The sequence below is a fragment of the Nocardia sp. NPDC001965 genome (assembly GCF_053594175.1).
In genome coordinates this window covers 157701-182297 of record NZ_JBSFDZ010000009.1, presented here as the reverse complement: position 1 = coordinate 182297, position 24597 = coordinate 157701, and the positions used below count along the sequence as shown (strand labels likewise).

General features: G+C 67.0%; 22 protein-coding genes. 7 read left to right on the top strand and 15 right to left on the bottom strand.

Annotated elements, in window-relative coordinates; translation table 11 throughout:
- Positions 1 to 68: 68 nt before the first annotated feature.
- From ACWCPQ_RS16125 to ACWCPQ_RS16115, 3 genes are all read left to right on the top strand, one after another.
- A complete protein-coding gene (locus ACWCPQ_RS16125; RefSeq protein ID WP_449899244.1) occupies positions 69 to 1061 on the top strand; it encodes an Acg family FMN-binding oxidoreductase in 993 nt (330 codons plus the stop codon).
- Between the two features lie 65 nt (positions 1062 to 1126).
- Positions 1127 to 2038 carry an ATP-binding cassette domain-containing protein gene (locus ACWCPQ_RS16120; protein WP_449899242.1) on the top strand — a complete coding sequence of 304 codons (912 nt, stop codon included), beginning with the start codon at positions 1127 to 1129 and terminating at the stop codon, positions 2036 to 2038.
- Positions 2035 to 3645 (top strand): ABC transporter permease, encoded by a 1611-nt coding sequence (locus ACWCPQ_RS16115; protein WP_449899240.1) that lies wholly within the window; start codon positions 2035 to 2037, stop codon positions 3643 to 3645. The genes ACWCPQ_RS16120 and ACWCPQ_RS16115 overlap by 4 nt, the downstream gene beginning before the upstream one ends.
- A 127-nt stretch (positions 3646 to 3772) precedes the next feature.
- Here the strand turns inward: ACWCPQ_RS16115 and ACWCPQ_RS16110 are convergent, their stop codons facing one another.
- The 15 genes from ACWCPQ_RS16110 to ACWCPQ_RS16040 form a co-directional block, all read right to left on the bottom strand.
- Entirely contained in the window at positions 3773 to 5017 is a 1245-nt protein-coding gene (locus ACWCPQ_RS16110) for a cytochrome P450 (protein WP_449899238.1), read from the bottom strand.
- A gap of 130 nt (positions 5018 to 5147) precedes the next feature.
- A complete protein-coding gene (locus tag ACWCPQ_RS16105) occupies positions 5148 to 6416 on the bottom strand; it encodes a cytochrome P450 (RefSeq protein WP_449899236.1) in 1269 nt (422 codons plus the stop codon).
- A 145-nt stretch (positions 6417 to 6561) separates the two neighbouring features.
- Positions 6562 to 7779 carry a cytochrome P450 family protein gene (locus tag ACWCPQ_RS16100; RefSeq protein ID WP_449899235.1) on the bottom strand — a complete coding sequence of 406 codons (1218 nt, stop codon included), beginning with the start codon at positions 7777 to 7779 and terminating at the stop codon, positions 6562 to 6564.
- Between the two features lie 11 nt (positions 7780 to 7790).
- Positions 7791 to 9062: a cytochrome P450 gene (locus ACWCPQ_RS16095; RefSeq protein ID WP_449899233.1), complete on the bottom strand. Its 1272-nt coding sequence runs from the start codon at positions 9060 to 9062 to the stop codon at positions 7791 to 7793.
- Positions 9059 to 9682, bottom strand: a complete 624-nt coding sequence (locus ACWCPQ_RS16090; RefSeq protein WP_449899231.1) for a GTP-binding protein — start codon at positions 9680 to 9682, stop codon at positions 9059 to 9061. The genes ACWCPQ_RS16095 and ACWCPQ_RS16090 overlap by 4 nt, the downstream gene beginning before the upstream one ends.
- Positions 9657 to 10004: a DUF742 domain-containing protein gene (locus ACWCPQ_RS16085; RefSeq protein WP_030521401.1), complete on the bottom strand. Its 348-nt coding sequence runs from the start codon at positions 10002 to 10004 to the stop codon at positions 9657 to 9659. Before ACWCPQ_RS16085 ends, ACWCPQ_RS16090 begins: the two co-directional genes overlap by 26 nt.
- On the bottom strand, positions 10001 to 10435 hold the full coding sequence (locus tag ACWCPQ_RS16080) for a roadblock/LC7 domain-containing protein (RefSeq protein ID WP_030521402.1): 435 nt from the start codon (positions 10433 to 10435) through the stop codon (positions 10001 to 10003). The genes ACWCPQ_RS16085 and ACWCPQ_RS16080 overlap by 4 nt, the downstream gene beginning before the upstream one ends.
- Positions 10435 to 12018 carry an ATP-binding protein gene (locus tag ACWCPQ_RS16075; RefSeq protein WP_449899229.1) on the bottom strand — a complete coding sequence of 528 codons (1584 nt, stop codon included), beginning with the start codon at positions 12016 to 12018 and terminating at the stop codon, positions 10435 to 10437. Before ACWCPQ_RS16075 ends, ACWCPQ_RS16080 begins: the two co-directional genes overlap by 1 nt.
- An 824-nt stretch (positions 12019 to 12842) precedes the next feature.
- Complete coding sequence (locus ACWCPQ_RS16070; RefSeq protein WP_449899227.1) at positions 12843 to 13232, bottom strand: metal-sulfur cluster assembly factor; 390 nt, start codon at positions 13230 to 13232, stop codon at positions 12843 to 12845.
- Complete coding sequence (gene sufU / locus ACWCPQ_RS16065; RefSeq protein ID WP_449899225.1) at positions 13229 to 13726, bottom strand: Fe-S cluster assembly sulfur transfer protein SufU; 498 nt, start codon at positions 13724 to 13726, stop codon at positions 13229 to 13231. The genes ACWCPQ_RS16070 and sufU overlap by 4 nt, the downstream gene beginning before the upstream one ends.
- A gap of 3 nt (positions 13727 to 13729) precedes the next feature.
- Complete coding sequence (locus tag ACWCPQ_RS16060) at positions 13730 to 14983, bottom strand: cysteine desulfurase (RefSeq protein WP_449899222.1); 1254 nt, start codon at positions 14981 to 14983, stop codon at positions 13730 to 13732.
- 1 nt (position 14984) lies between these two features.
- Entirely contained in the window at positions 14985 to 15797 is an 813-nt protein-coding gene (gene sufC, locus ACWCPQ_RS16055) for a Fe-S cluster assembly ATPase SufC (protein WP_449899219.1), read from the bottom strand.
- 38 nt (positions 15798 to 15835) lie between these two features.
- The gene (sufD, locus tag ACWCPQ_RS16050; RefSeq protein ID WP_449899379.1) at positions 15836 to 17026 is read right to left on the bottom strand and encodes a Fe-S cluster assembly protein SufD; all 1191 of its coding nucleotides are present in this window, start codon (positions 17024 to 17026) and stop codon (positions 15836 to 15838) included.
- 23 nt (positions 17027 to 17049) lie between these two features.
- Positions 17050 to 18486: a Fe-S cluster assembly protein SufB gene (gene sufB / locus ACWCPQ_RS16045; protein ID WP_449899216.1), complete on the bottom strand. Its 1437-nt coding sequence runs from the start codon at positions 18484 to 18486 to the stop codon at positions 17050 to 17052.
- Positions 18483 to 19334 carry a helix-turn-helix transcriptional regulator gene (locus ACWCPQ_RS16040; RefSeq protein WP_449899376.1) on the bottom strand — a complete coding sequence of 284 codons (852 nt, stop codon included), beginning with the start codon at positions 19332 to 19334 and terminating at the stop codon, positions 18483 to 18485. Before ACWCPQ_RS16040 ends, sufB begins: the two co-directional genes overlap by 4 nt.
- Positions 19335 to 19852: 518 nt before the next feature.
- Between ACWCPQ_RS16040 and mptB the strand changes: the two genes are divergently transcribed.
- The 4 genes from mptB to ACWCPQ_RS16020 all read left to right on the top strand — a co-directional run bounded on the left by mptB (position 19853) and on the right by ACWCPQ_RS16020 (position 24592).
- A complete protein-coding gene (gene mptB, locus ACWCPQ_RS16035) occupies positions 19853 to 21559 on the top strand; it encodes a polyprenol phosphomannose-dependent alpha 1,6 mannosyltransferase MptB (protein ID WP_449899374.1) in 1707 nt (568 codons plus the stop codon).
- Between the two features lie 35 nt (positions 21560 to 21594).
- Complete coding sequence (locus ACWCPQ_RS16030) at positions 21595 to 22488, top strand: ABC transporter ATP-binding protein (protein ID WP_449899372.1); 894 nt, start codon at positions 21595 to 21597, stop codon at positions 22486 to 22488.
- Positions 22489 to 22760: 272 nt separating this feature from the next.
- Positions 22761 to 23552 carry an ABC transporter permease gene (locus tag ACWCPQ_RS16025; RefSeq protein ID WP_449899214.1) on the top strand — a complete coding sequence of 264 codons (792 nt, stop codon included), beginning with the start codon at positions 22761 to 22763 and terminating at the stop codon, positions 23550 to 23552.
- 65 nt (positions 23553 to 23617) lie between these two features.
- Complete coding sequence (locus ACWCPQ_RS16020; protein ID WP_449899212.1) at positions 23618 to 24592, top strand: COX15/CtaA family protein; 975 nt, start codon at positions 23618 to 23620, stop codon at positions 24590 to 24592.
- The last annotated feature ends 5 nt before the right edge of the window (positions 24593 to 24597 follow it).

The window sequence follows — 24597 nt, the reverse complement described above, 5'->3', positions numbered from 1 at the left end:
GCGGCACGATTCGGCGCGAATCCGCCGACGAGGTGGTCCGGGGAGATCGCGAGGAGCAGACTCGGGAGATGGACGCCATCGGTACGGCTCGGGTGCCCGACCATCCGACAGTGCAGGCCGCTCTCTCGCTCGCCCGGCGGGCCCCCTCGGTACACAACACCCAGCCGTGGCGCTGGGTTTTCGACGGTCACCGGTTACAACTGCACCGGGACACCAGCAGACAGCTGTTCTCGGCCGATCCGCAGGGCCGACAGCTGATCATCAGCTGCGGAGCCATGCTGGACCATGTGCGGACCGCCTTCGCGGCCGCGGGCTGGGACACCGAAGTGACCCGGCTGCCGGATACCGCTGCCGACCATCTCGCGACGGTCGCCTTCACTCCGGCCCCCGAGATACCCGATTCGGTCCGGGCCCTGGCGGCCGCTGTCGAACGGCGCTACACCGATCGGCTGCCGATGCTGCCGCCACACGACTGGCAACGCGTCGCGCCCGGACTGCACATCACGGCCGCCGAGCGCGGCGGCACCCTCGAGGTACTGAACGATTCCGCCCGGCTGCGCCTGGCCGCCGCGTCGGCCCAGTCGGCGGCCCTGCGCGAATACGATCCGCAGTACTTGAACGAACTGCACTGGTGGGCCGGGAACGACTCCCCCGCCGACGGCGTGCCGATTTCCGCACTGGTCTCGGCCGCCGAACTGGCGCAGGTCGGCGTCGGGCGCGCCTTCCCCGCCGCACCGCCGTCGCTGCGGCGCGGGGAACTGACCGACTCCTCACGCCTGCTGGTGATCGGTTCTGCCGCCGACAGCCCCCTGGACTGGCTGCGGGCCGGTGAAGCGCTGTCGGCTGTACTGCTGGAATGTACGGCCGCCGGGCTCGCCACCTGCCCCCTGAGCCATATCACCGAAGTCCCGGTGAGCCGGCGCACCATCGCGAACCTGCTACGTGAGCCCGCGGCTCCGCAGGTGGTGGTCCGGGTGGGCACCGCCCCCACCTCCGCGGCGCAACCGCCCACCCCGCGACGCGCCGTCGGCGATTTCCTGGAGTTGCACCGGGCCGCCTGACCCGGCCGCGCCCCGACAGCGCGGGAAACACTCCGGATCGATCCGGAGCGGGATACTGTGCCGGCATGACTGCCGCGATCGATATCTCCGGTCTGCAGAAGGCATTCGGCCGCACCCGCGCACTCGACGGGCTCGATCTGCAGGTGGCCGCCGGCGAAGTACACGGATTCCTGGGTCCCAACGGCGCCGGTAAATCCACCACCATCCGGATCCTGCTCGGACTGTTGCGGTCCGACGGGGGTACGGTCCGGCTGCTCGACGGCGACCCCTGGTCCGGCGCCGCGCAGCTGCACCGACGGCTGGCCTATGTTCCCGGGGATGTGAACCTGTGGCCGAATCTCACCGGCGGTGAGGTGATCGATCTGCTCGGACGACTACGGGGTGGGCTCGACGAGAACCGGCGCCGGGATCTGCTGGAACGGTTCGATCTGGATCCCACGAAGAAGGGCCGCACCTACTCGAAGGGCAATCGGCAGAAGGTCGCCCTGGTCGCGGCGCTGGCCTCCGATGTCGAACTCCTGCTGCTGGACGAACCCACCTCCGGGCTGGATCCGTTGATGGAGGCGGTTTTCCAGGAATACGTGGAGGAGATTCGCCGGGCCGGACGTACGGTGCTGCTGTCCAGTCATATCCTGGCGCAGGTCGAGGCACTGTGTGACCGGGTCACCATCATCCGGCAGGGGCGGGCCGTCGAATCCGGTTCGCTGGCCGACCTGCGTCATCTCACCCGGACCTCGATCGAAGCCGAAACTCAGCGCCCGGTCACCGGATTCGGGGAGATGCACGGGGTACACGATCTGGTGGCCGACGGCACCCGCATCCGGTTCCAGGTCGACACGGTCGAACTCGGCGCGGCCATGGAACGGCTCACCTCCTTCGGTATTCGCACTCTCACCAGTCAGCCGCCGACTCTGGAGGAACTGTTCCTCCGGCACTACGGTGACGAACTCGCGGCCGCGGGAGTGCCGGAATCATGACCGCCCGGCGCACAGTTCGGACCCCGGGCACTCGCAGCGGCACCGGTGTCCTCACCCGATTCGCGCTGCGGCGCGAACGTTTCCCGCTGGTCGCCTGGATCGTGGGTGGCACCCTTATCTACTGGTCACAGGCCGTCGCACTGGACGCGGCCTACCCGGATCAGGCCGACCTGGACGCGCTCGCCCGAAGTATGTCGGGTAATGCCGCCATGATCGCCATGGCCGGACCGCCTCGGGTCCTGGACACGGTGGCAGGCCAGGTCGCGTTCCAGTCCAGTGCGTTCGGCATGGTGGTGGCCGGACTGATGAGCATGTTCCTCATCGGCCGGCACACCCGCGCGAACGAGGAGTCGGGGCGCGACGAGCTCATCCGGTCCGGCGTGGTGGGCCGCTACGCACCGGCGACCGCGGCGGCACTGGTCACGGTGGGCGCGAATATCGTGCTCGGGGCCGCCATCGCTGTCAGCCTGATCGGCTACGGGCTCCCGGTGGCCGGATCGGTGGCGCTGGGTCTGGGAGCAACCTGCGCCGGCTGGGTGTTCGGGTCGATCGCCCTGCTCGCAGCGCAGGTCGGCGCCACCACGCGCGCTTGTTACGCGGTCACCGGCACCGCCCTGGCCGTCTCCTATCTGCTGCGCGCCGTGGGCGATGTCGGCAACGGGGTGCTCTCCTGGTTCTCACCGCTGGGCTGGGGACAGGCGATGCGCCCCTACGACGGTGAGATCTGGTGGCCCGCGGCACTGTCGGTGATGGCTGCGGCGGCGATCGGATTCGCCGCGGCGTGGGTGCTGGACCGACGGGATCTCGGCGCGGGGCTGATCCCGCCACGACCGGGTCCGGCACGGGCCCCGGCGTCCCTGCACGGCACCTTCGGGCTGGCCTGGCGGCTGCAGCGCGGCCTGCTGTACGGCTGGGCGATCGGGATGTTCCTCGGCGGTCTGTCGTTCGGCACCATCGGCAACGATGTCGACGATCTGCTCGGCGATATCGATCTGAACGAGGTGCTCGGCCAGAGCCTGGGCAGTATGACCGACGCGTTCTACGCCATGGCAGTGGTGATCCTGACGATCATCTCCGCCGCCTACACCATCTCGGCCGCGCTGCGCCTGCGCGCCGAGGAGTCCGCCGGGCACGCGGAACCGCTGCTGTCCACCGAACTGGGCCGGCTGCGCTGGATGGCCGGACATTCGGTGATCGTGCTGGCCGGTTCGGCGGCGGTGGTGGCCCTCAGCGGTTTCGGGATGGGAACCACCTACGGCCTCATGACCGGCGACATATCGCAGACCGTCACTCTGACCGGCGCCGCACTGACCTATCTTCCGGCGGTATGGGTGCTCGGCGGAATCACGCTGTTCCTGTTCGGATTCGCACCGCTGATCGACTCCGCGGCCTGGCTGGCGATGGTGTTCTGCGTGGTGGTGCTGATGTTCGGCGCGACCCTGAAATTTCCCGGATGGCTGATGAGCCTGTCGCCGTTCGACAATATCCCGCTGGTTCCGGCACAGGAGTTCGACACTGTACCGGTCCTGCTCACCCTCGCGGTCGCGCTGCTGCTCTGCGCAGCAGGCGGATACGGTTTCCGGCGGCGCGACCTGCGGACCGCCTAGATCGTGCGCTGGTGACCCGCACACGATCCGGCGGCTCCTCGGTGGGTCGACGTCCGTCCCCGACAGCGGCAGCCGGTGAAGGCTGTGGGCGATGCAGCGGTTCGGCACCGGAAAGCTGCGGACCGGACTACCGGATCCCGGGCAGGCTGATCGGAGGGCTCTTGGGAAAAGTGACCGGAAGAGCCGCCAGCGCCCGGTGGAACGGCCCCGGTCGCCACTGCAGTTCCGAAACCGGTACGGCCAGCTCCAGTTCGGGCAGGGCGTCCAGCAACTGATCGATCGCGTCCTGCACGATCAGCACCGCGACCGGACGGGCCGGGCAGGCGTGCGGACCGGTGCCGAAGGCAAGGTGTGACCGGTTGTCGGTCATATCGCCGGTCCGGATCGCCGGATCGTTGTTGCAGGCAGCCATGCTGATCATCACCGGCTGGTTCGCCGGCAGCCAGACATCGTCGATCAGGATCGGCTGCCGCGGATAGCTGATGCAGTAGTTGGCCATCGGCGGATCGTTGAACAACACCTCGTCCAGTGCGTCCCGGGTCGACAGACTGCCGTCCAGCACATTCGCCGCGAACCGCTCATCGGTGAGCATCAGCAGCAGGGTGTTCGCGATGAGATTCTGCTGCGGCTCGATTCCCGCCCCGTACAGCGTCACCAGCTGGTGCAGCATCTCCTCGTCGTCCAAGCGCACCGGATGTTCGACCAGCCGGCTGGTGACGTCGTCGCTCGGTTCGGCGCGTTTGATCCGGGTCAGTTCGAGCAGTGCTTCGGACAGCATCCGGTTGCCCGCCTCGGCGTCGACCGTATCGAACATGGCGGCCATACCCGTGGCCGCGCGCCGGCTGATCTCGGGTGAGCAGCCGAGCATCGCGTTCAGTGTGGAGAACACGATGGGCAGGGCGTATTGACTGACCACCTCGCAATGCCCGACCTCGCAGAACGAGTTGATCAGCGGTGCCGCAACCTCTTCGACAGTGGCGTGCAACCGGTGCAGATCGATCTTGCCGAGCGCCGCCGCAGCCGCGGAGCGGTACCGGATGTGGTCGCTGCCCGCACTGCGGATCGGGTTGGGCCGCCATTCCATCATCGGCCGGATCGGACAGTCCGCGGGGATGTTCCGTTCCCAGGAGCGTGGGTCGGCGGGAAAATGATCCGGATCGTGCAGGATCTGCAATGCCGCGTGGTACCCGATCACCAGGGTGGCCGGTACCCCCGGGGACAGCTCCACCGGGGCCAGTGAGCCGAAACGCTGCCGCATCTCCCGGTACATCCGGTGCGGATCGGCCGCGAATTCATCCGAGTAGAGGGAGACGCGCGGGCCGTCGAAGTCCCGGGGTGCCGCGGGTGATAGGGGCTGGCTGTCGATATTCAAGCGTCTGCTGGTTCCTGCGCGATGGGAATGGCGGCCGGAGATCCGGCCGCAGGGCTGAGCTCGCGACTCTACCCCGAACTCGGCAAACATTCCGCGCATCCGGCCCGCTCCGGTCGAACAGTCCCGCGGTTCAATGTCCGTTCATCCGGATCGGCGGGCATTCGGGAAAAGTGACCGGCAGCGAGACCAGCGCGCGATGGAAGGGGCCGGGGCGCCAGCGCAACTCGGCGGACGGTATCGCCAGTTCCATCTCCGGTATCGCGTCCAGCAGCTGATCGAGAGCGTCCTGTACAACCAGCAGCGCCACCGAACGGGCCGGGCAACTGTGCTGGCCCACACTGAATGCCAGATGCGACCGATTGTCGGTCAACCCGCCGGTTTTGATAGCGGGGTCGTTGTTGCACGCCGTCATGCTGATCAGCACCGGCTGGTTCGCCGGCAGCCAGATACCGTCGATCAGGATCGGCTGCCGCGGATAGCTGATGCAGTAATTGGCCAACGGCGGATCGCTGAACAGCACCTCGTCCAGTGCGTCCCGGGTCGACAGACTGCCGTCCAGCACATTCGCCGCGAACCGCTCATCGGTCAGCATGAGCAGCAGGGTGTTCGCGATCAGGTTCTGGGGCGGTTCGGTACCGGCGCCGTACAGCAGCGCCAGCTGCTGTCGCGTCTCCTCATCGCTCAACTGCACCGGATGCTGGACCAGCCGGGTGGTGATGTCGTCGCCGGGGTGAACGCGTTTGAGGCGAGCCAGTTCCAGCAGCGCGTCGGCCTGGGTGACGTTGCCCTCCGCCGCGCCGACCGTATCGAACATGGCGGCCAGACCGCGGGCCGCACGATGCCCGAGTTCGGGCGGGCAGCCCAGCATGGCGTTCAGGGTGGCGAAGATCAGGGGCGAGGCGTACTGACCGACCACATCGCAATAGCCGTCGGTACAGAACGAATTGATCAGCGTGACCGCGAGCCGCTCGATTGTGGAATGCAGCTCGTGCATATCGATCTCGGCGATCGCCGAGACCGCGGCCGAGCGATAACGGATCCGGTCGTTGCCGACCGTGCGCAGCGGATTGGGCCGGTATTCCATCATGGGCAGTACCGGACAATCCCCCGGCACTCCGCGCTGCCAGGCTCGGGGGTCGGCGGGAAAGTGTTCTGGATCGTTGAGGATTCGCAGAGCCGTGTGATACCCGATCACCAGGGTGGCCGGTACCCCCGGTGCCAGTTCCACCGGGGCCAGTGATCCGAAACGCCGCCGCATCTCGCGATAGATCTTGTGCGGGTCGGCGGCGAACTCTTCCGAATACAGAGGTACGTAGGGACCTATGGGGTCCACCGGAGAGCCGTGGATCACCAGGCGTGGATCGGAAACGCGGGGCTGATCGTGTTGCGCTGTGGTCAAGACGTCACACTCCGAGGTTCGTATGAATCGGCGAATAGTGCGGTTTCGCAGACCTATCCGCCGACCCATACATCTCGCTCAGCGACGTCCGCGACGAGCCATCAGCATGAAGTTGTAGTAACCGGAACCTTTTACGCTACCGGGTTCAGCCCAGGTACACAGGCAATTCCTGGTGACCGTTGGAAACGAAGCTGACCACCGGCTTCAATTCGCTCACATCCACCGCCAGGCGCAGATCCGGGAAGCGCCGGAACAACGCGGGCAGGGCCAGTTCACCTTCCATCCGCGCCAGTGGTGCCCCGATGCAATGGTGCGCCCCGTGACCGAACGACAGATGATCCTTCACCGAACGGGTGATATCGAAGGTCCCCGCGGTATCACCGTGCACCTTCGGGTCCCGGCCGGCCGCGGCATAGGACGCGAGAATCGCCTCGCCCTTACCGATACGCAGACCCTCGATCTCGATGTCCTCCACGGCGAACCGCAGCGGCAGATGCGCGACCGGCGCCTCGTAGCGCAGCGTCTCCTCCACCACTTCCGACCAGCTCACCTCACCGGCCAGGGCGGCGGCGCGCTGCCGCGGGTTGGTCAGCAGCGCGACGATGGCCTGATCGAGCAGGTTGACCGTCGTCTCGTGACCGGCATTGATCACCAGCATCAGGGTTTCGACGATCTGCTTCTCGGTGAGCTGCGAACCGTCCTCGTCCCGGCTGGTGATCATCACACTGGTGATGTCGTCGCCGGGATTGTCACGCCGATAGGCGACCAGTTCGGTGACCAGGCCGTACATCTCGACGTAGTTGGCCTGAGCCCCCGCCTGATCGATCGTGGTGTCGAAATACCGGTCGACGCAGACCCGCAAACCGGCTTCCAGCGTTTCGGGAACCCCGAGCAGTTCGGTGATCACCTGGATCGGTACCGGATAGGCATAATGCTCGCGCAGATCGACGACCTGCCCGGCCGGCATCGCGGCTAGCTTGTCGAGCAGTTCGGCGACGAGAGCTTCCACCCGGGGGCGCAGGGTCGTGGTCCGCCGGTGGGTGAACGCCGGCGAGACGAGTTTGCGCAGCCGACGATGGTCGGCACCGTAGGCGGTGAACATGTTCTCCACCGCGATCCACGGCAGCAGTGGCCAATCCTCGGTGATCTCACCGTTCACGAACGCCGTCCAGTGCCGGCGCGGATCCTTGGACACCCGAGGATCGGCCAGCAGACTCTTCAGAACCGCCGCGTCGGTGATCGACCAGGCCGGCACGCTACCCGGCAGCTCGATCAGCGCTGCGGGCCCCTGGGCCCGCAGCCTCGCCGCTTCCCCCTGGGTATCCACACCGGCCATGTCCAGGACGATGGGTTCGCGTTCCAACGACTGACTCCTTATACGAGATGCAACGGTGGCGAGGGCGGGAATGTGACCGGCAACGCCGCCAGCGCCCGGTGGAAGGGACCGGGACGCCAGACGAGTTCTTCGGGCGCCACCGCCAACTCCAGTTCGGGAAGCGCGTCGAGCAGCAGGTCGATGGCCCCCTGGACCACCACGAAGGCCGGTGACTGCGCCGGGCAGGCATGCGGGCCGATACTCCAGGCCAGGTGGGACCGGTTACCTGTATGGTCGGCGCCCCGGATGGCCGGATCGTTGTTGCATGCGGACAGGCTGATCACCACCGGTTGATGGGCGGGGAGCCAGGTGTTGTCGACCAGAATCGGCTGCCGCGGGTAGGTGGTGCAGAAATTGGCCATCGGCGGGTCGTTGAACAACACCTCGTCCAACGCGTCGCGGGTGGACAGCGCGCCGCCGAGCATGTTCCCGCCGAACCGGTCGTCGGTCATCATCAGCAGCAGGGTGTTGTTGATCAGGTTCTGCTGTGGTTCCACCCCGGCGCCGTAGAAGCTGATCAGGTTGGACAGCAGCTCCTCGTCGTCGAGCTTCGCCGGATGGTGCACGAGCCGGGAGGTCACATCGTCGGCGGGATCGGAACGCTTCTGGAAGATGAGTTCCATCAGCGCTTCGCTGAGATGGTTCATCCCCCATTCGGCGTTGACCGTGTCGAACAGAGCGGCCATCCCGTTGGCGATCCGCTCACCCAGTTCGACCGAACAACCGACCATCCGGTTGAGCACTTCGAAGACGAGCGGGAACGCGTATTGCGTGACGAGATCGGCTGCACCGGTGCCGCAGAAGGAGTTGATCAGCGGGACGGCGGTCTTCTCGACTGTCTGGTGCAACTCGTGCAGATCGATCCGGTCGATCGCGTGCACATAGGCCTGGCGGTACCGCAGATGCAGATCGCCGCTGTTGCGCAGCGCGTTCGGGTACCACTCCATCATCGGCTTGATCGGCGAATCGGCCGGGATGCTCGTCTGCCAGGTCCGCGGATCGGCCGGGAACCGGTCGGGGTCGTTGAGGATCCGGACGGCCGCTTCGTAACCGATCACCAGAGTGGCGGGGACATTCGGCGCCAGATCGATGGGAACCAGCGATCCGTATCGGCTCCGCATCGCGGCGTAGGCCCGATGCGGATCACCGGCGAATTCTTCGGAGAAGAGGCTGAATCGGTCGCCGATTCCTCCGGTGGGGTCTCCGTGGACGACCGGGCAGCCGGCGAACGGAGGTTGTTGCTGTGGAACCGGAGAGAACTGCGCGGTCAAAGACGAGACTCCAATCGGTGGAACAGAAATTCGACGAGCGTGATCAGCGACTGCAGGCAGGTCCGCCGATCACGAGCGTCGAGCGCGATGAGCGGAGTGTCTTCGGTCAGATCCAGCGCTTCACGCACTTCCGACAGCGGGAAGCGGTTCGAGCCCTCGAACTCGTTCACCCCGACGGCGTAGGGCACACCGCGCTCCTCGAGCACAGCGAGTACCTCGTCGGCCTTCTCGATCCGCCGGGTGTCCACCAGGACCAGAGCGCCGAGGGCGCCCTTGGCCAATTCTTCCCACAGCGGAATGAACCGCTGCTGGCCCGGAGTACCGAAGAGGTACAGGGCCAGTTCGGGGTTGAGTGTGATACGGCCGAAATCCATGGCGACCGTGGTCTGCGTTTTCGATCCCAGGCCGCCCAGATCGTCGATCCCGACACTGGCCTCGGTGATTGTCTCCTCGGTACGCAGCGGCTTGATCTCGGAAATACTGCTCACGAAGGTGGTCTTGCCGACGCCGAAATTACCCGCAACCAGCAATTTCACCGATCGGGTCACCGTCTCCGGCACATAGTCGACCGCGCGGCCGTAGTCCGCGGGCCGATCAGGCCGGGAGAGCACGGAGCCCATTGAGTACCTCCTCGAGCAGGGCGATCTCCGGCATTATTTCCGCCGGGGTCGGGATATTCAGATGTCCGCTGTCCAGCAGATCGGACACCACGATGGTCACCACCGACGGCGGGAGGTCGAGATAGGCGGCGACCTCCGCGATCGACAGGGCACCGCGAGCACAGACATCGACCACCCGGCGTGCGTCCGGCGTGGAGCCCGGCGCCGGATCCCCGACGGCCACGACCAGGGTTACCAGGCCGAGCTCACGGGTCGGACGGGAGCGTCCGCCGGTCCGCACATACGCACGGACCAGATCTGGATCACGCCGCGACCGGCTCATTGCAGATCGCCGCCGTGTGCGCCTCTGCGAGGTTCGCTGCCGAGCTCGTGGCCCACCCGGCCGGCCAGCTCGTTCATCCGGTGGGCGATCAGGCCCACGTCGATATCGGTCATGGTCGCCACACCCAGGAGCGCGCCCTCGCCCGCCGCGGTGATCATGATCATGCCCTGGTCGTATTCGGTCATGTTCTGCCGCACGTCGTTTCCGTTGCTGCCACAGAACTCGCCGAGCGCCTTACCCAGCGACCGCAGCCCGGAGGCCGCGGCCGCGAACCGCTCGGCATCGTCTTTCGCGATACCCGCCGAATGGGCGATACGCAGCCCGTCCTCGGACAGCAGAACGGCGAATCGGACGCCGGGAACCTCGAGATCGTCCAGTAACCAGCCCAGTTTATTGGTGCTGTCGGATACCACTGTCCTCGGTGAACCCATCAGGATGTCATCCCTTCGGTGTGTTCGGTTGCGGCGGCACGGCCGCTCTTGGAGCCGCTCTGCCAGGCGGCGGCGATATCGGGGCGGGGCTGCCCCGCTTCGGTGCGGTCGTCCTGCCCGGACACGCGGTCGTTGATATCGGCGGGGACGGCCGCGGCCCGGCGTCGGCGCCGGGGCAGACCGCCGCTGGTGATGTCGTGGACTGTCGTACGCTGCTCGCTCTCGGTCTCGTCGGTCTCGCCTGCCGCCGGGGTCCGGTCGGCAGGGCGGGAGATCTCCGGCGTCACCGTCACCGCGGCATGCGCCCCGGTGCTCGTCGCCGAATGTGCTCCACCACCGGACGATACGGCGTTTCCGACCAAGGCGTTACCCGAGCTTCCCGATACCGACGAGGCCTGACCGCCGGGCACCGCCGCGAGTTCGCGTGCAGCCGGGGCACCGCCCGGCAGTGCGGCGTCGTTGTCCTGGTTGGTCTTCGGCGCGACCAGCAGTGCCTCCGGGATGTAGACCATGGCACGCATACCGCCGTAGGCGTTCGGGCCGTCGATGTAGACGGTGAAGCCGTAGCGGCGGGCGAGAGCGGCGATACCGGGGAAGCCGACCTTGGGGGCCGGGCCCAGCTGGTGGATATCGATCGAGCGTTCGTTGGCCAGGACCTGCCGGGCCTCTTCCATCTGCTCGGCGTTCATCCGCACACCGGCGTCGTCGACGATAACGGTGACGCCGTGATGGCCTTCCTGGAAGGTCACGTCCACGAAGGAGGTCGGCGGCGAGTAGCGCAGCGCGTTGTCGATGAGCGAGGCCAGGGTGTGCACCAGCGGTTCGACCGCACGACTGATGACGATGCGGTCCAGCTGGGAGGGGCGTACCCGCAGGTAGTCACGGACTCGGCCGGTCGCGCCGCCGACGACGTCGGTGAGCGACTGGGCGGGCCAGCGGCGGCCGGGCAGACCACCACAGACGATCACATAGGACTGCGCCTGGCGGATCATCTGCTGCACGGTGTGGTCGATCCGGATCAGCGTCTCGTATACGCGGTCGTCGCGGTGTTCACGCAGCGCGGAACTCACGACCTGGGAGACGTCGGCACCCAGGCTCACCACGGAGGTACCGAACGAGCGGACCGCGGCGCTGGTCGCCTCACGCGCAAGGGTTTCCGCTCGTTCGCGGCCGGCGTCGGCCTCGGTACGAACATTGCGTTCCGCGGCGGAGACGGAGGTACGGACCTGCTCCTCCATCTCCCGGGTAACGGCTTCGCGGGTCTCGGTCTGCACGGTACGCAGATCCTCGGAGACGCGGTCGATGATCCAGCGGAGGCACTGGGCGAAACGCGAATTCTCCAATCCCGGAGGGACTTCGGGCGTCACGCCGGTCTGGTCGAACCGGCGGGTGGATTCCGAGAGGGCGGGCAAGGTGCTGGCCGCGAGATGCTCGAGCGCGTCCTCGCGCACAGCTAGCTCCCGCTCGAGCACATCGAGTCGTTTCTGTTGTTCTCGCACAGCCCGAACGGCGTACCACGCCACGCCGAGCACCAATATGGGGGCGAGTATCCAGGGAAGCAGCACGGCGGTATTCAGATTCATCAGCTTTCTCGTCGTTGGCGGGGCTCGAGGTGCGCCACGAGGTGCCGTGGCAGGCCACGGCGCTTCGTCTCGCCTTCCTCGCGACGCCGACCGTGTTCGCCCCTGGCCGGATGAGGTCCGTGCCGGGCACCGCGGTAACGGTCGGTGACATATCCCTTAGTTACTTTCGCCTACCCGAAAGTAACTAAGGGACAAGTCATTCGGCCGATCGCTCACCATCGGAGCACAGCTCCGATGGCCCGGAACCCGACGACTCGCTCACAGTAGCAGCATTGTGGGGAACTCTCTCAATAACGGCCGATAATCGATTGTCACCTTTCCGTGATAGGGCCGCGACCTCGTCGAATGCGGAAAGGTATTGCGACGGTGAAGATCACGACCGCCGGACACCACCGGGACCGCTCGGGCGACCGCGGGTGCTCCAGGGCACACCACGACCGCATCCCCTATCACCAGCGACGGAACACGGAAAGCGGACCGAACGGTCGGCGATTGGCGGCGGGACCGGAAAATTGATATCAAGACAGATCCAATACTGCACCGGGCCGGTCGAATCGAAGCCGCGCGCCCAGCGAAATCCGCAATGCGGACACTCGAACGGGCATCGCGATGATCACCCCGGGAACGTGAAATAGCCGCATTCCAGTGAAAGCCCACCATTAGCGGGTGAAATACGACCGGCGCACCGGAAGGCCGGACCGGTCCGTACCGGATGCCCGCTTCCCGGCCTTCTGTCCGAACCAATTCGGGTACAGACCAGAACGCGACGGCGACCGATTCGGTCGCCGTCGCGCATTACCCGCGTGGGAGGCGGATAGCCGGGCTCAGACGGTGAACCCGAGTGCCCGCAGTTGTTCCCGGCCGTCCTCGGTGATCTTGTCCGGACCCCATGGCGGCATCCAGACCCAGTTGATCTTCAGATCGTCGACCAGGCCGCTGCGCACCAGGGCGTTCCGTGACTGATCCTCGATCACATCGGTGAGTGGGCAGGCGGCAGAGGTCAGCGTCATATCCAGGACCGCGGTGGTCTCCTCGACCCGCATTCCGTAGACCAGCCCCAGATCCACGACATTGATCCCGAGCTCGGGATCGACCACATCGCGCATCGCCTCTTCGAGATCCGCGAGCTGCGCCAGATCCTCGGCAGACAGTTCGGCTTCGGGCGCGGCCGCGCTCTCCGGGGTGGTGGCCTCGGCGGCAGGAGTATCGGTCATGCTGTTTCCCCGTTCCGTGATGGGTCGGTATCGGATGCGGCCGCGGCGAAATCGGCCGCGCCGTCGACTCGCAGCACAGCGTCCTTGAACGCCATCCAGCCCAGCAGTGCGCATTTCACCCGGGCCGGGTACTTCGCGACGCCGGCGAAGGCTATTCCGTCGCCGATGACGTCCTCGTCGCCCTCTACGGTGCCCCGGCTGCCGATCATCTCGTTGAACGAATCGACCACACCCAGCGCCTCGACGAGCGGCAGTCCGATCACCTGATCGGTGAGCACAGACACCGACGCCTGACTGATCGAGCATCCCTGGCCGTCGTAGGACACATCCTCGACGGCGCCGTCGGCGCCGAGCCGCACCCGCAGCGTCACCTCGTCACCGCAGGTGGGATTCACATGGTGCACTTCGGCACCGAACGGCTCCCGCAACCCGCGATTGTGCGGATGCTTGTAGTGATCCAGGATCACTTCCTGGTACATCTGCTCCATACGCATGTTCTAGGCAACCCCGAAGAAGCTCTGGGCCTTCCGCACCGCGGCGATCATCTTGTCCACTTCGTCCACCGTGTTGTACAGCGCGAACGAGGCGCGGGCGGTCGCGGCGACGCCGAAACGTCGGTGCAGCGGCCAGGCGCAGTGATGACCGACCCGGATGGCCACGCCTTCGTCGTCGAGGATCTGGCCCAGATCGTGGGCGTGGATACCCTCGGCCAGGAAAGCGACCGCGCCGCCGCGATCGACGTTCTCGGTCGGGCCGATGATCCGCACACCCGGTACCGCACCCAGCCCGGCGAGCGCGGCGTCGACGAGACTGTGCTCATGGGCGGCGATCGCGTCCATCCCGATCTCGTCCAGATAGCGGACCGCGGCACCCAGCCCGATGACCTGCGAAGTCATCGGCACCCCGGCCTCGAACCGCTGCGGTGGTGGGGCATAGGTGGTCTCCGCCATGGTCACCGTCTCGATCATGGAACCACCGGTGATGAAGGGCGGGGTCTCCGCGAGCAGCGCCCGTTTCCCGTAGAGCACACCGACTCCGGACGGCCCGAGCATCTTGTGCCCGGAGAACGCGGCGAAATCCACATCGAGCGCGTGGAGATCGACCGGCGCATGCGGTACCGACTGGCAGGCGTCGAGCACCACCAGCGCGCCGACCGCGCGGGCCCGGCGCACCAGTTCGGCCACCGGCGCCACCGCGCCGGTGACATTGGACTGATGGGTGAAGGCGACGACTTTGGTGGCCGGCGACAGTTCCAGCGAATCCAGATCGATCCGGCCGTCCTCGGTCACCCCGTACCAGCGCAGCGTGGCACCGGTGCGGCGGGCGAGTTCCTGCCACGGCACCAGATTCGCGTGATGCTCCAGCTCGGTGATCACGATCTCGTCGCCCGGGCCTACGTGGTACGGGAACCGATCGTCGGCGAAAGAGTAGGTCACCAGGTTCAGCGATTCGGTCGCGTTCTTGGTGAACACGATCTCGTCGGCCGCGGCGCCCACGAACGCGGCGATCTGCGCGCGCGCGTCCTCGTAGGCGTCGGTGGCCTCCTCCGACAGCTGGTGCGCGCCGCGATGCACCGCGGAATTGCTCGCGAGGAGGAATTCGCGTTCGGCGTCCAGCACCGCCAGCGGCCGCTGCGCGGTAGCCCCGGAATCCAGGTACACCAGCGGCTTCCCGTCCCGGACCGTACGGTTCAGGATCGGGAAGTCGGCCCGGATCCGGGCGACGTCGAAGGCGGGAAGGGTCGCGGTCATCTCAGGCTCCGGCTCCGGCGGGACTGGGGGCGGCAGTCGGCGAAGCCGACGGGGCGGGTGAGCTCTGGGTGAACTTCACGTAACCGTTGGCATCGAGTTCCTCGGCGAGCTCGGGGCCGCCCTCGGCGACGATGCGGCCGCCCACGAAGACGTGCACGAACTGCGGCTGGATGTAGCGCAGGATACGGGTGTAGTGGGTGATCAGCAGCACGCCGCCGTTCTCCCGCTCCCGGTAGCGATTCACGCCCTCGGAGACGATACGCAGCGCATCCACGTCGAGGCCGGAATCGGTTTCGTCGAGGATGGCGATCTTAGGCTTCAGCAGGCCCAACTGCAGGATCTCGTGGCGCTTCTTCTCGCCGCCGGAGAAACCCTCGTTCACACTGCGATCGGCGAAGGCGGCGTCGATATCGAGTTCGTTCATCGACTCCTTCACCTCCTTGACCCAGTGCCGCAGCTTCGGCGCCTCGCCGCGCACCGCGGTCGCCGCCGTGCGCAGGAAGTTCGACATCGAGACACCGGGAACCTCGACCGGGTATTGCATCGCCAGGAACAGTCCGGCCCGCGCCCGCTCGTCCACCGACATCTCCAGGACATTCTCACCGTCGAGGGTGATCGACCCCGAGGTGACGGTGTACTTGGGATGCCCGGCGATGGCATAGGACAGCGTCGACTTCCCGGAGCCGTTCGGGCCCATGATGGCGTGCGTCTCGCCGGATTTCACGGTGAGGTTCACACCGTTGAGGATTTTGACGGTGTCGCCGTCCGGGGTGGCGACCTCGGCGTGCAGGTCCTTGATTTCCAGGGTGGTCATAGGGTGTCGAATTCCTTCGGTGGCTGTGGGCTGGGTGGTCAGGCGCCGATCGCGGCGAGTTCGGCCTCGATGGCCGCCTCGAGCCGTTCGGCGATCTCACCGACGCCGATCTTCTGGATGATCTCGTGGAAGAAACCACGCACCACCAGGCGGCGGGCGGCGTCTTCCGGAATACCGCGGGCACGCAGATAGAACAGCTGCTCGTCGTCGAACCGGCCGGTCGCCGACGCGTGACCGGCACCGACGATCTCACCGGTCTCGATCTCCAGGTTCGGCACCGAATCGGCGCGCGCGCCGTCGGTGAGCACCAGGTTGCGGTTGATCTCGAACGTATCGGTGCCCTCGGCCGCGGCCCGGATCAGCACATCGCCGACCCAGACCGTGCGAGCATCACCCTTGGACGAATGGGGATCGCCCTGGAGCGCGCCCTTGTAGAGCACGTTCGATTTGCAGTGCGGCACCGCGTGATCGACCAGCAGGCGCTGTTCGAAATGCTGGCCGGCGTCGGCGAAGTAGAGACCGAGCAGTTCGGCATCACCGCCCGGGCCTGCGTACCGGACATTGCCGGTGAGCCGGACCAGATCACCGCCGAGGGTGACCGCGGTGTGCCGCAGCACCGCGTCACGCCCCACCAGGGCGTGGTGCGCAGTGGCGTGTACGACGTCGTCGGCCCAGTCCTGGACCGCGACCACGGTCAACTTGGCGCTGTCGCCGAGCACGAATTCGATGTTCTCGGCGTAGGTTCCGCTGCCGCGCTGGTCGATCACCACGGTGGCGACGGCGAATTCGGCCAGCCGCACCTGGAGATGACCGTAGGCGGTCTTCCCCTCGCCCGGACCGGTGATCCGCACGACGACGGGTTCGGCGACCTCGGTCTCCTTGCCGACCGAGAGGATCGTCGCCTGCTCGAAACCGGAGTACGCCTGCGCGGCGACCCGGTCCGACGGTGTGCCGCCCTGCCCGAGCCGGGAATCGTCGCGGCCCACCGTCTCCACGGTGACCCCGGCGACCTCCCCGACCTCGACCCCGGCCTGCCCGTCGGCGGTCGCGGTGCCGTTGTGCAGACCGCGCAGCCGGCGCAGCGGGGTGAACCGCCAGGCCTCGTCCTTGCCGGAGGGGATCTCGAAGGCGTTCACATCGAAGGAGGTGAACACCTCGCCCTTGTTGATCGCCGGCGTACGAGCCTCGGCGGCCTCGGAGAGATTCGAGGGACCACTGGCCGTGTCGATCGGTTTGCTCGCAAGCTCGCTCACTAGCCGACGGCTCCTTCCATCTGCAGTTCGATCAGGCGGTTGAGTTCCAGCGCGTACTCCATCGGGAGTTCCTTGGCGATGGGCTCGACGAAGCCGCGCACCACCATCGCCATCGCCTCGTCCTCGGTCATCCCGCGGCTCATGAGGTAGAACAGCTGGTCTTCCGACACCTTCGAGACCGTGGCCTCGTGGCCCATCGTCACGTCGTCCTCGCGGATATCGACGTAGGGGTAGGTATCGGAGCGGCTCACGGTGTCGACCAGCAGCGCATCGCATTTCACCGTCGATTTGGAGCCGTGCGCCCCCTTGTTGACCTGCACCAGGCCGCGATAGGAGGCCCGGCCGCCGCCGCGCGCCACCGATTTCGACACGATCGTCGACGAAGTGTGCGGAGCCAGGTGCACCATCTTGGCGCCGGTGTCCTGATGCTGTCCTTCACCGGCGAACGCGACCGAGAGCACCTCGCCCTTGGCGTGCTCACCGGTCATCCACACGGCCGGGTACTTCATGGTGACCTTGGAGCCGATATTGCCGTCGATCCATTCCATGGTCGCGCCGGCCTCGGCCTTGGCCCGCTTGGTGACCAGGTTGTAGACATTGTTCGACCAGTTCTGGATGGTCGTGTAGCGGCAGCGGCCGCCCTTCTTCACGATGATCTCGACGACCGCCGAATGCAGCGAATCGGATTTGTAGATCGGCGCGGTGCAACCCTCGACGTAGTGCACATAGGCACCCTCGTCGACGATGATCAGGGTGCGCTCGAACTGGCCCATGTTCTCGGTGTTGATCCGGAAGTAGGCCTGCAGCGGGATGTCCACGTGTACGCCCGGCGGCACGTAGATGAAGGAACCACCCGACCACACCGCGGTGTTCAGCGCCGAGAACTTGTTGTCCCCCGCCGGGATGACCGAACCGAAGTACTCCTGGAAGATCTCCGGATGCTCCTTCAGCGCGGTATCGGTGTCGAGGAAGATGACACCCTGCTGTTCCAGATCCTCACGGATCTGGTGGTAGACGACTTCGCTCTCGTACTGGGCGGCGACACCCGAGACCAGCCGCTGCTTCTCCGCCTCCGGGATGCCCAGCTTGTCGTAGGTGTTGCGGATGTCCTCGGGCAGGTCTTCCCAGCTCTCGGCCTGTTTCTCGGTCGAGCGCACGAAGTACTTGATGTTGTCGAAGTCGATACCGTCGAGGTTGGATCCCCAGTGCGGCATGGGCTTGCGATCGAAGATGCGCAGCGCCTTGAGCCGGTTCTCCAGCATCCAGAGCGGCTCGTCCTTCTTGGCCGAGATATCGCGGACGACCTCCTCGGACAGACCACGCTGCGCACTGGCTCCGGCCGCATCCGAGTCGGCCCATCCATAGCCGTATTTACCCAGTGAGGCGATCGCCTCCTCCTGGGTGAGCGGTGGCACCTGATCGGTGGTGGTCGTCATTCGGCGCTCCTTCCGGAGTCGTTCGGTGCGTCCGCTGCGGGCTGTGCAACGGTCGAGGGTGAAGCGTTGTTCGGTCGGTCGGCGGCCGTCGGCAGCACGGTCAGCGGTACATGGGTGGTGCAGGCGCAGTCGCCGTTGGCAATGGTGGCGAGCCGCTGGACATGCGTACCGAGGACCTCCCGGAATGCCTCGAGTTCGGCCTCGCACAGTTCCGGGAACTCTTCGGCCACATGAGCGACCGGGCAGTGGTGCTGGCAGATCTGCACGCCCGCGCCCACTCGGCGGGTGCTGGCGGCGAAACCGGCGTCCGAGAGCGCAGTGGCGATCTCCTCGGCCTTGTCCGCGGTGCCGGACTGCACGGTAGCGGCCCGGGATCCGGAGCCTCCGGCCGCGGGTTCCGGGCTGTGCGCCGGGAGTGGGTCGATCCCGTCGACCAGGGTGCGCGCGCGTTTGCGGGCGAACTCGGTGACAGCTTCCTCGCCCCCGATCTCACGGAGCTGGCGAATGGCGGCCCCGGCCAGATCGTCGTAGGCATGGCCGAGCATGCCGCGCCCGGCAGCGGTGAGTTGGTACTGCTTGGCGGGACGCCCGCGACCCTTCTGCTGCCAGGGCGCCGAACGCCCGGCGCGCGCCTGACCCGATTCGATGAGGGCATCCAGATGCCTGCGCACCCCCGCGGGAGCCAGGCCCAATGCGCTACCTATCGCGGTCGCGGTGATCGGCCCCTCCTCCAGCAGCAGCCGGACGATGGCGGCACGGGTATGTCCCTCACCGCCGGTCACGGGCACGCCGACAGACCCGGTTCCGGTGCGGTGACCAGCCCTTTCGTCCACGTTCGGCAAACCCATAGTTTTCACAACATCAGTGTGGCGGAATTCGTTCCCGAAATCTAATAAGGGTGCCCTGACCAGGAGGGGTACCACATGGCGCCGCATCCGGCGGAATTTCGCGAAATCGCCTGTTCGGACGAGAAACACCCGCTCGCGGCGCTCCCCGCGGATCGACGGAGTGATGTGCTTCACTGCGCCCGGGAGTTCACTCACCCCGCCGATCCGGCACCCGAAAATTTGCTGTCCGGATGCGCCTACCGTATCCCGGTACCGGCTGCCGGACGACACCGCCGGGCCCGGTCTTCCCGGGCTCGGCGTCGGTCACCGATCCGCGCGGCATCCGGCGCCGCGGCGCCGGACACGCGCCACGGTAGCTGGGAGATACCCGGCGCCGGATCGGACGGGCGCGACCGGGCGGGCGCACCGTCGTTCCGCCACCCGTCCCGGCGGTATGCTCCGGCCCGGAGACCGACAGCGCCGCCGGCGAACTAGTCTCGGTGACCGTGGCAGGACAGGCAGGCGCCCCGGGCGCAGTGGTGACGCGCGGACAGCGCGCACTCAACGGCCCGCGTGCGCTGAAACTGACGCGGCGCGCACTCGGACTGGATGTCCCGCCCGCGGACCACACCATCGCGATACTGCACAGCGACGAATCCGAGGTTCCGGGGCTCGATCGCCGCGAGCGGGCACAGCTGGACCGGATCCGGTTGATGGGTGCCACGGGCACCGTGCTCATGGCGATCAGCGCGCTCGGTATCGGTGCTCAGCCGGTACATCAGAATCCGACCTCGGGCATGCGTGTCCTCGGCATTTTCGCCCGTGCCCATACCGGGTCGCTGGCCATGTGCATGGTCGGCACCGTCACCGTAGTGCTGGCCTGGCTGCTGCTGGGCCGGTTCGCCGTCGGCGGGCTCGGCGGTTCGCCGCTGCACCGGCTGACCCGGCGTCAGTTCGACCGCACACTACTGCTCTGGGTCATTCCGCTGTGCGTGGCGCCGCCGATGTTCAGCAACGACGTCTACTCCTATCTGGCGCAGAGCGAGATCGCCGCCCGCGGTATCGACCCCTATCAGGAAGGTCCTGTCGCGGGACTGGGCATCGACAATGTGCTCACCAACAATGTCCCCAATATCTGGCGCGAGACACCGGCCCCCTACGGCCCGCTGTTCCTGTGGATAGGCCACGGCATCGCCGAACTCACCGGGGAGAACATCCTGGCCGGGGTCTGGGTGCACCGGCTGCTGGCCCTGGCGGGAGTGGCGCTCATCGTCTGGGCGTTGCCGCGTCTGTCCATCCGCTGCGGGGTGGCCCCGGTGAGCGCGCTGTGGCTGGGAGTGGCCAACCCCCTGGTGCTGTTCCATCTCATCGGCGGCGTACACAACGACGCCCTGATGCTCGGCTTGATGCTGGCCGGCCTGGAATTCATGTTGCGCGCGATCCACGGGATCCCCGGAAACGGCGGGCCACCGCCGCTGGACGGCCGCGGGTGGGCGCTGCTCATCGGCGGCGCGGTCGTGATCAGCCTGTCCTCGTCGGTCAAGGTCACCTCGATCATCGCGCTGGGATTCGCGGGCATGGCGCTGGCCCGCCGCTGGGGTCCGGGGCTGCGGCCGATACTGGCCGCCGCCGGGCTGCTCGGCCTGATCGCCATCGCGGTGACGGTGGTGATCAGCACCGCGAGCGGTCTCGGTTTCGGTTGGCTCTATACGTTGAACACCGCCAACGCGGTACGCAGCTGGATGTCGCTACCCACGGCGCTGGGAATCGTCACCGGATTCGGCGGAGTACTGCTCGGCCTGGGCGACCACACCACCGCGCTGCTGAGTATCACCCGGCCCATCGCCGCCGTGGTGGCGGGATTCATCACGGTGCGCATGCTGGTCGCCACCTGGACCGGTCGGCTGCATCCGGTCGGCGCGCTCGGCGTTTCACTCGGCGCGATCGTGTTGCTGTTCCCGGTGGTCCAGCCCTGGTATCTGCTGTGGGCCATCGTCCCGATGGCCGCCTGGGCCACCCGCCCGGCCTTCCGAGCGCCGGCGATCGGGATCTCCGCGGTGGTCAGCGTGATCCTGATGCCGCGCGGGGCCGACCTCGAGGTGTTCCAGATCGTGGGCTCGGCGGTGGCCACCGTCATCGTGTCGCTGCTGTTCATCGTGGTCACCCGGAATGCGCTGCCCTGGCGGGCGGAGCAGGGGGTGTCGGCCCCGTCACAGCCGACCGGGGCCTACGGTGGGACCTCGTGACCGCTTCCCGCGTAGCCGCCGTCGAGGTGGACCACATCGCCAAACGCTACGGCGAGACGATCGCGGTGGACGGTATCGGCTTCACCATCGAACCCGCGCAGGTGTTCGCCCTTCTCGGACCGAACGGCGCCGGTAAGACGACCACCGTGGAAATGTGTGAGGGCTTCGTCCGCCCTGATTCGGGGCAGGTGCGGGTACTCGGCCTCGATCCGATCACCGATTCCGAACAGTTGCGGCCTCGGATCGGGGTGATGCTGCAGGGCGGCGGCGCCTACCCCGGTGCGCGCGCCGGGGAGATGCTGGATCTGGTCGCCTCGTATTCGGCGAACCCGCTGGATCCCGGCTGGTTGCTCGGCGTACTCGGCCTGGCCGATCACCGCCGGACCCCGTACCGCCGGTTGTCCGGCGGTCAGCAACAGCGGCTGTCGCTGGCCTGCGCGCTGGTGGGCCGCCCGGAGATCGTCTTCCTGGACGAACCGACCGCGGGGATGGACGCGCAGGCACGGATCATGGTGTGGGAGTTGATCGATGCGCTGCGACGCGACGGGGTGAGCGTTCTGCTCACCACCCATCTCATGGACGAAGCGGAGGAACTGGCCGACCATCTCGTGATCGTCGATCACGGGCGAGTCGTCGCTTCGGGCACTCCGGCCGAGGTCACCGCGCACGGCGCGGCCGGCCAGTTGCGTTTCGCGGCGCCGCCCAAACTCGATCTCGAACTGTTGCAGCTGGCGCTGCCGGAAGGTTTCGCACCCAAGGAGACCAGCCCCGGCTCGTATCTGGTGGAGGGCGAGATCAATCCGCAGGTGCTGGCCACGGTGACCGCATGGTGTGCCCGGGTGAACGTGCTGGCCACCGATATCCGTATAGATCAGCGGCGGCTCGAGGATGTCTTCCTGGAATTGACCGGACGGGACCTGCGCGCATGATGCGGTCTCTCCGCCTTCGCTACGAGCTCCGCGGAGCGCATCCGTCTTCCGGAAAAGGCCCAACCACACACCAGCTCCCCGCCTTCACTACGAGCTCCGCGGAACGCATCCGTCTTCCGGAAAAAGGCCCAACCACACACCAGCCCCCCCGCCTTCACTACGGCCTCTGCGGGCTACATCCCACTATCGAAGGAGCCCGGTTCCGATGATGCGATCCCGCTGCCTTCCCTCCGGGCTCCGCGGACCGCATCCCACGAAGGAGTACGGTTCCGATGACCAAGCCTGATCGGACAGAAAACCGGTTCGCACCGGGGACCTTCGCCCCGGAACCGCGGCCCGCGCCGCGCCTGGCCATGTTGGCGGCGCAGACGCGGCTGGATCTGGTGCTACTGCTGCGCAACGGAGAGCAGCTGCTGCTCACCATGTTCATTCCGATCACCCTGCTGATCGGGCTGGCGCTGCTCCCGTTCGGTGACATGGGTCCGGACAAGATCGACAAGATCGTGCCGGCGGTGATGATGGTGGCGGTCATGTCGACCGCGTTCACCGGGCAGGCCATCGCCATCGGTTTCGACCGGCGTTACGGCGCCCTCAAACGACTCGGCGCCACACCGCTGCCGCGCTGGGGCATCGTCGCGGGTAAGAGCGGCGCGGTCCTGCTCGTGGTGATCCTGCAGGCGGTCCTGCTCGGGCTGATCGGTGTGGCACTGGGCTGGCGGCCGACCCCGCTGGGACTGCTGCTGGGCGCAGTCCTGATCGCGCTGGGCACCGCCACGTTCGCGGCGATGGGCCTGCTGCTGGGCGGCACGCTCAAGGCCGAGGTGGTGTTGGCGCTGGCCAATATCCTCTGGTTCGTCATGCTCGGTATCGCCAGTGTGGTCTTCGCCTCCGACGAACTTCCCGCCGCGGTGCACACCCTGGTGCGGCTGGTGCCCTCGGGTGCGCTGGCGGTCGCGCTGGAACACGCGCTGGCCGGCGGTGTCGACTGGCTGGGCGTCGCGGCGTTGATCGTCTGGGGTACCGCCGCGGGGCTGCTGGCGGCCCGCTGGTTCTGCTTCGAATAATCGACCACGACAAGTTGTAGTAGTCCGCCTGTGGGCCGCCGAAAGCCGCCCGCTACCATCGTGACGTGCTGTATCGCGCATTCCTGCGACTCGTCGACCGGCTGCCGCTGCCCTCGCGGCGCACCCAACTGCTGATCGCCCTGGCGGTGATCGCCTCTCAGGCCGGTATCGCCGTGACCGGGGCTGTCGTGCGGGTCACCGCCTCCGGTCTCGGCTGCCCCACCTGGCCGCAGTGTTTCCCCGGCAGTTTCACCCCGGTAGGTGTCTCCGAGGTGGCAGTGGTACACCAGGCGGTGGAATTCGGCAATCGCATGCTGACCTTCGCGGTGACACTGTGTGCCGCTCTCATCGTCCTGGCCGTGACCCGGGCCCGGCGTCGGCGCGAGGTACTCATCTACGCCTGGCTCATGCCGGGTGGCACCGTGCTGCAGGCGGTGCTCGGTGGGATCACCGTCCTGTCCGGGCTGCTGTGGTGGACAGTCGCGCTGCATCTGCTGGCATCGATGCTGATGGTGTGGCTGGCAGCGGTCATGTACGCGAAGGTCGCCGCGCCCGACGACGGTGTGGAGACCGTGCGGGCGCCCGAGCCGCTGCGCTGGCTGACCGCGCTGAGCGGGGTCGCGCTGGCCGGGGTTCTCATGGCGGGCACGCTGGTCACCGGTGCCGGTCCACATGCGGGTGACAAGAGCATCGACCGCCCGGTGGCCCGGCTCGAAGTGGAGATCGTGCCCCTGGTGCATCTGCATTCGCAGCTGCTGGTCGGCTATCTGGCCCTGCTCGTCGGCCTCGCTTTCGGTCTCTTCGCGACCGGCATCACCAAACCGGTGCGTGACCGCTTGTTCGTTCTGCTCGGGTTGGTTCTCGCCCAATCGATGGTCGGGATCGTCCAGTACTTCACCGATGTCCCGGCGGCGCTGGTCGCGATCCACGTGGGCGGCGCGGCCCTGTGCACCGCGGCGACCGCCGCGCTGTGGGCTTCGCTGCGAACGCGGGAACCATTGCCCGCGGACGTCACCGAAAGGCGGGCCCAGCCCGCCTGACACAC

Excerpts from the sequence above, each read along its gene's own strand:
- sufC (WP_449899219.1), bottom strand. The coding sequence starts at position 15,797 with ATGACCACCCTGGAAATCAAGGACCTGCACGCCGAGGTCGCCACCCCG.
- ACWCPQ_RS16085 (WP_030521401.1), bottom strand. The coding sequence starts at position 10,004 with ATGAGCCGGTCGCGGCGTGATCCAGATCTGGTCCGTGCGTATGTGCGG.
- sufB (WP_449899216.1), bottom strand. The coding sequence starts at position 18,486 with ATGACGACCACCACCGATCAGGTGCCACCGCTCACCCAGGAGGAGGCG.
- ACWCPQ_RS16070 (WP_449899227.1), bottom strand. The coding sequence starts at position 13,232 with ATGACCGATACTCCTGCCGCCGAGGCCACCACCCCGGAGAGCGCGGCC.
- ACWCPQ_RS16120 (WP_449899242.1), top strand. The coding sequence starts at position 1,127 with ATGACTGCCGCGATCGATATCTCCGGTCTGCAGAAGGCATTCGGCCGC.
- ACWCPQ_RS16115 (WP_449899240.1), top strand. The coding sequence starts at position 2,035 with ATGACCGCCCGGCGCACAGTTCGGACCCCGGGCACTCGCAGCGGCACC.
- ACWCPQ_RS16125 (WP_449899244.1), top strand. The coding sequence starts at position 69 with ATGGACGCCATCGGTACGGCTCGGGTGCCCGACCATCCGACAGTGCAG.
- ACWCPQ_RS16025 (WP_449899214.1), top strand. The coding sequence starts at position 22,761 with ATGACCAAGCCTGATCGGACAGAAAACCGGTTCGCACCGGGGACCTTC.
- ACWCPQ_RS16060 (WP_449899222.1), bottom strand. The coding sequence starts at position 14,983 with ATGACCGCGACCCTTCCCGCCTTCGACGTCGCCCGGATCCGGGCCGAC.
- ACWCPQ_RS16090 (WP_449899231.1), bottom strand. The coding sequence starts at position 9,682 with ATGGGCTCCGTGCTCTCCCGGCCTGATCGGCCCGCGGACTACGGCCGC.
- sufU (WP_449899225.1), bottom strand. The coding sequence starts at position 13,726 with ATGCGTATGGAGCAGATGTACCAGGAAGTGATCCTGGATCACTACAAG.
- ACWCPQ_RS16075 (WP_449899229.1), bottom strand. The coding sequence starts at position 12,018 with ATGAATCTGAATACCGCCGTGCTGCTTCCCTGGATACTCGCCCCCATA.
- ACWCPQ_RS16040 (WP_449899376.1), bottom strand. The coding sequence starts at position 19,334 with ATGGGTTTGCCGAACGTGGACGAAAGGGCTGGTCACCGCACCGGAACC.
- ACWCPQ_RS16080 (WP_030521402.1), bottom strand. The coding sequence starts at position 10,435 with ATGGGTTCACCGAGGACAGTGGTATCCGACAGCACCAATAAACTGGGC.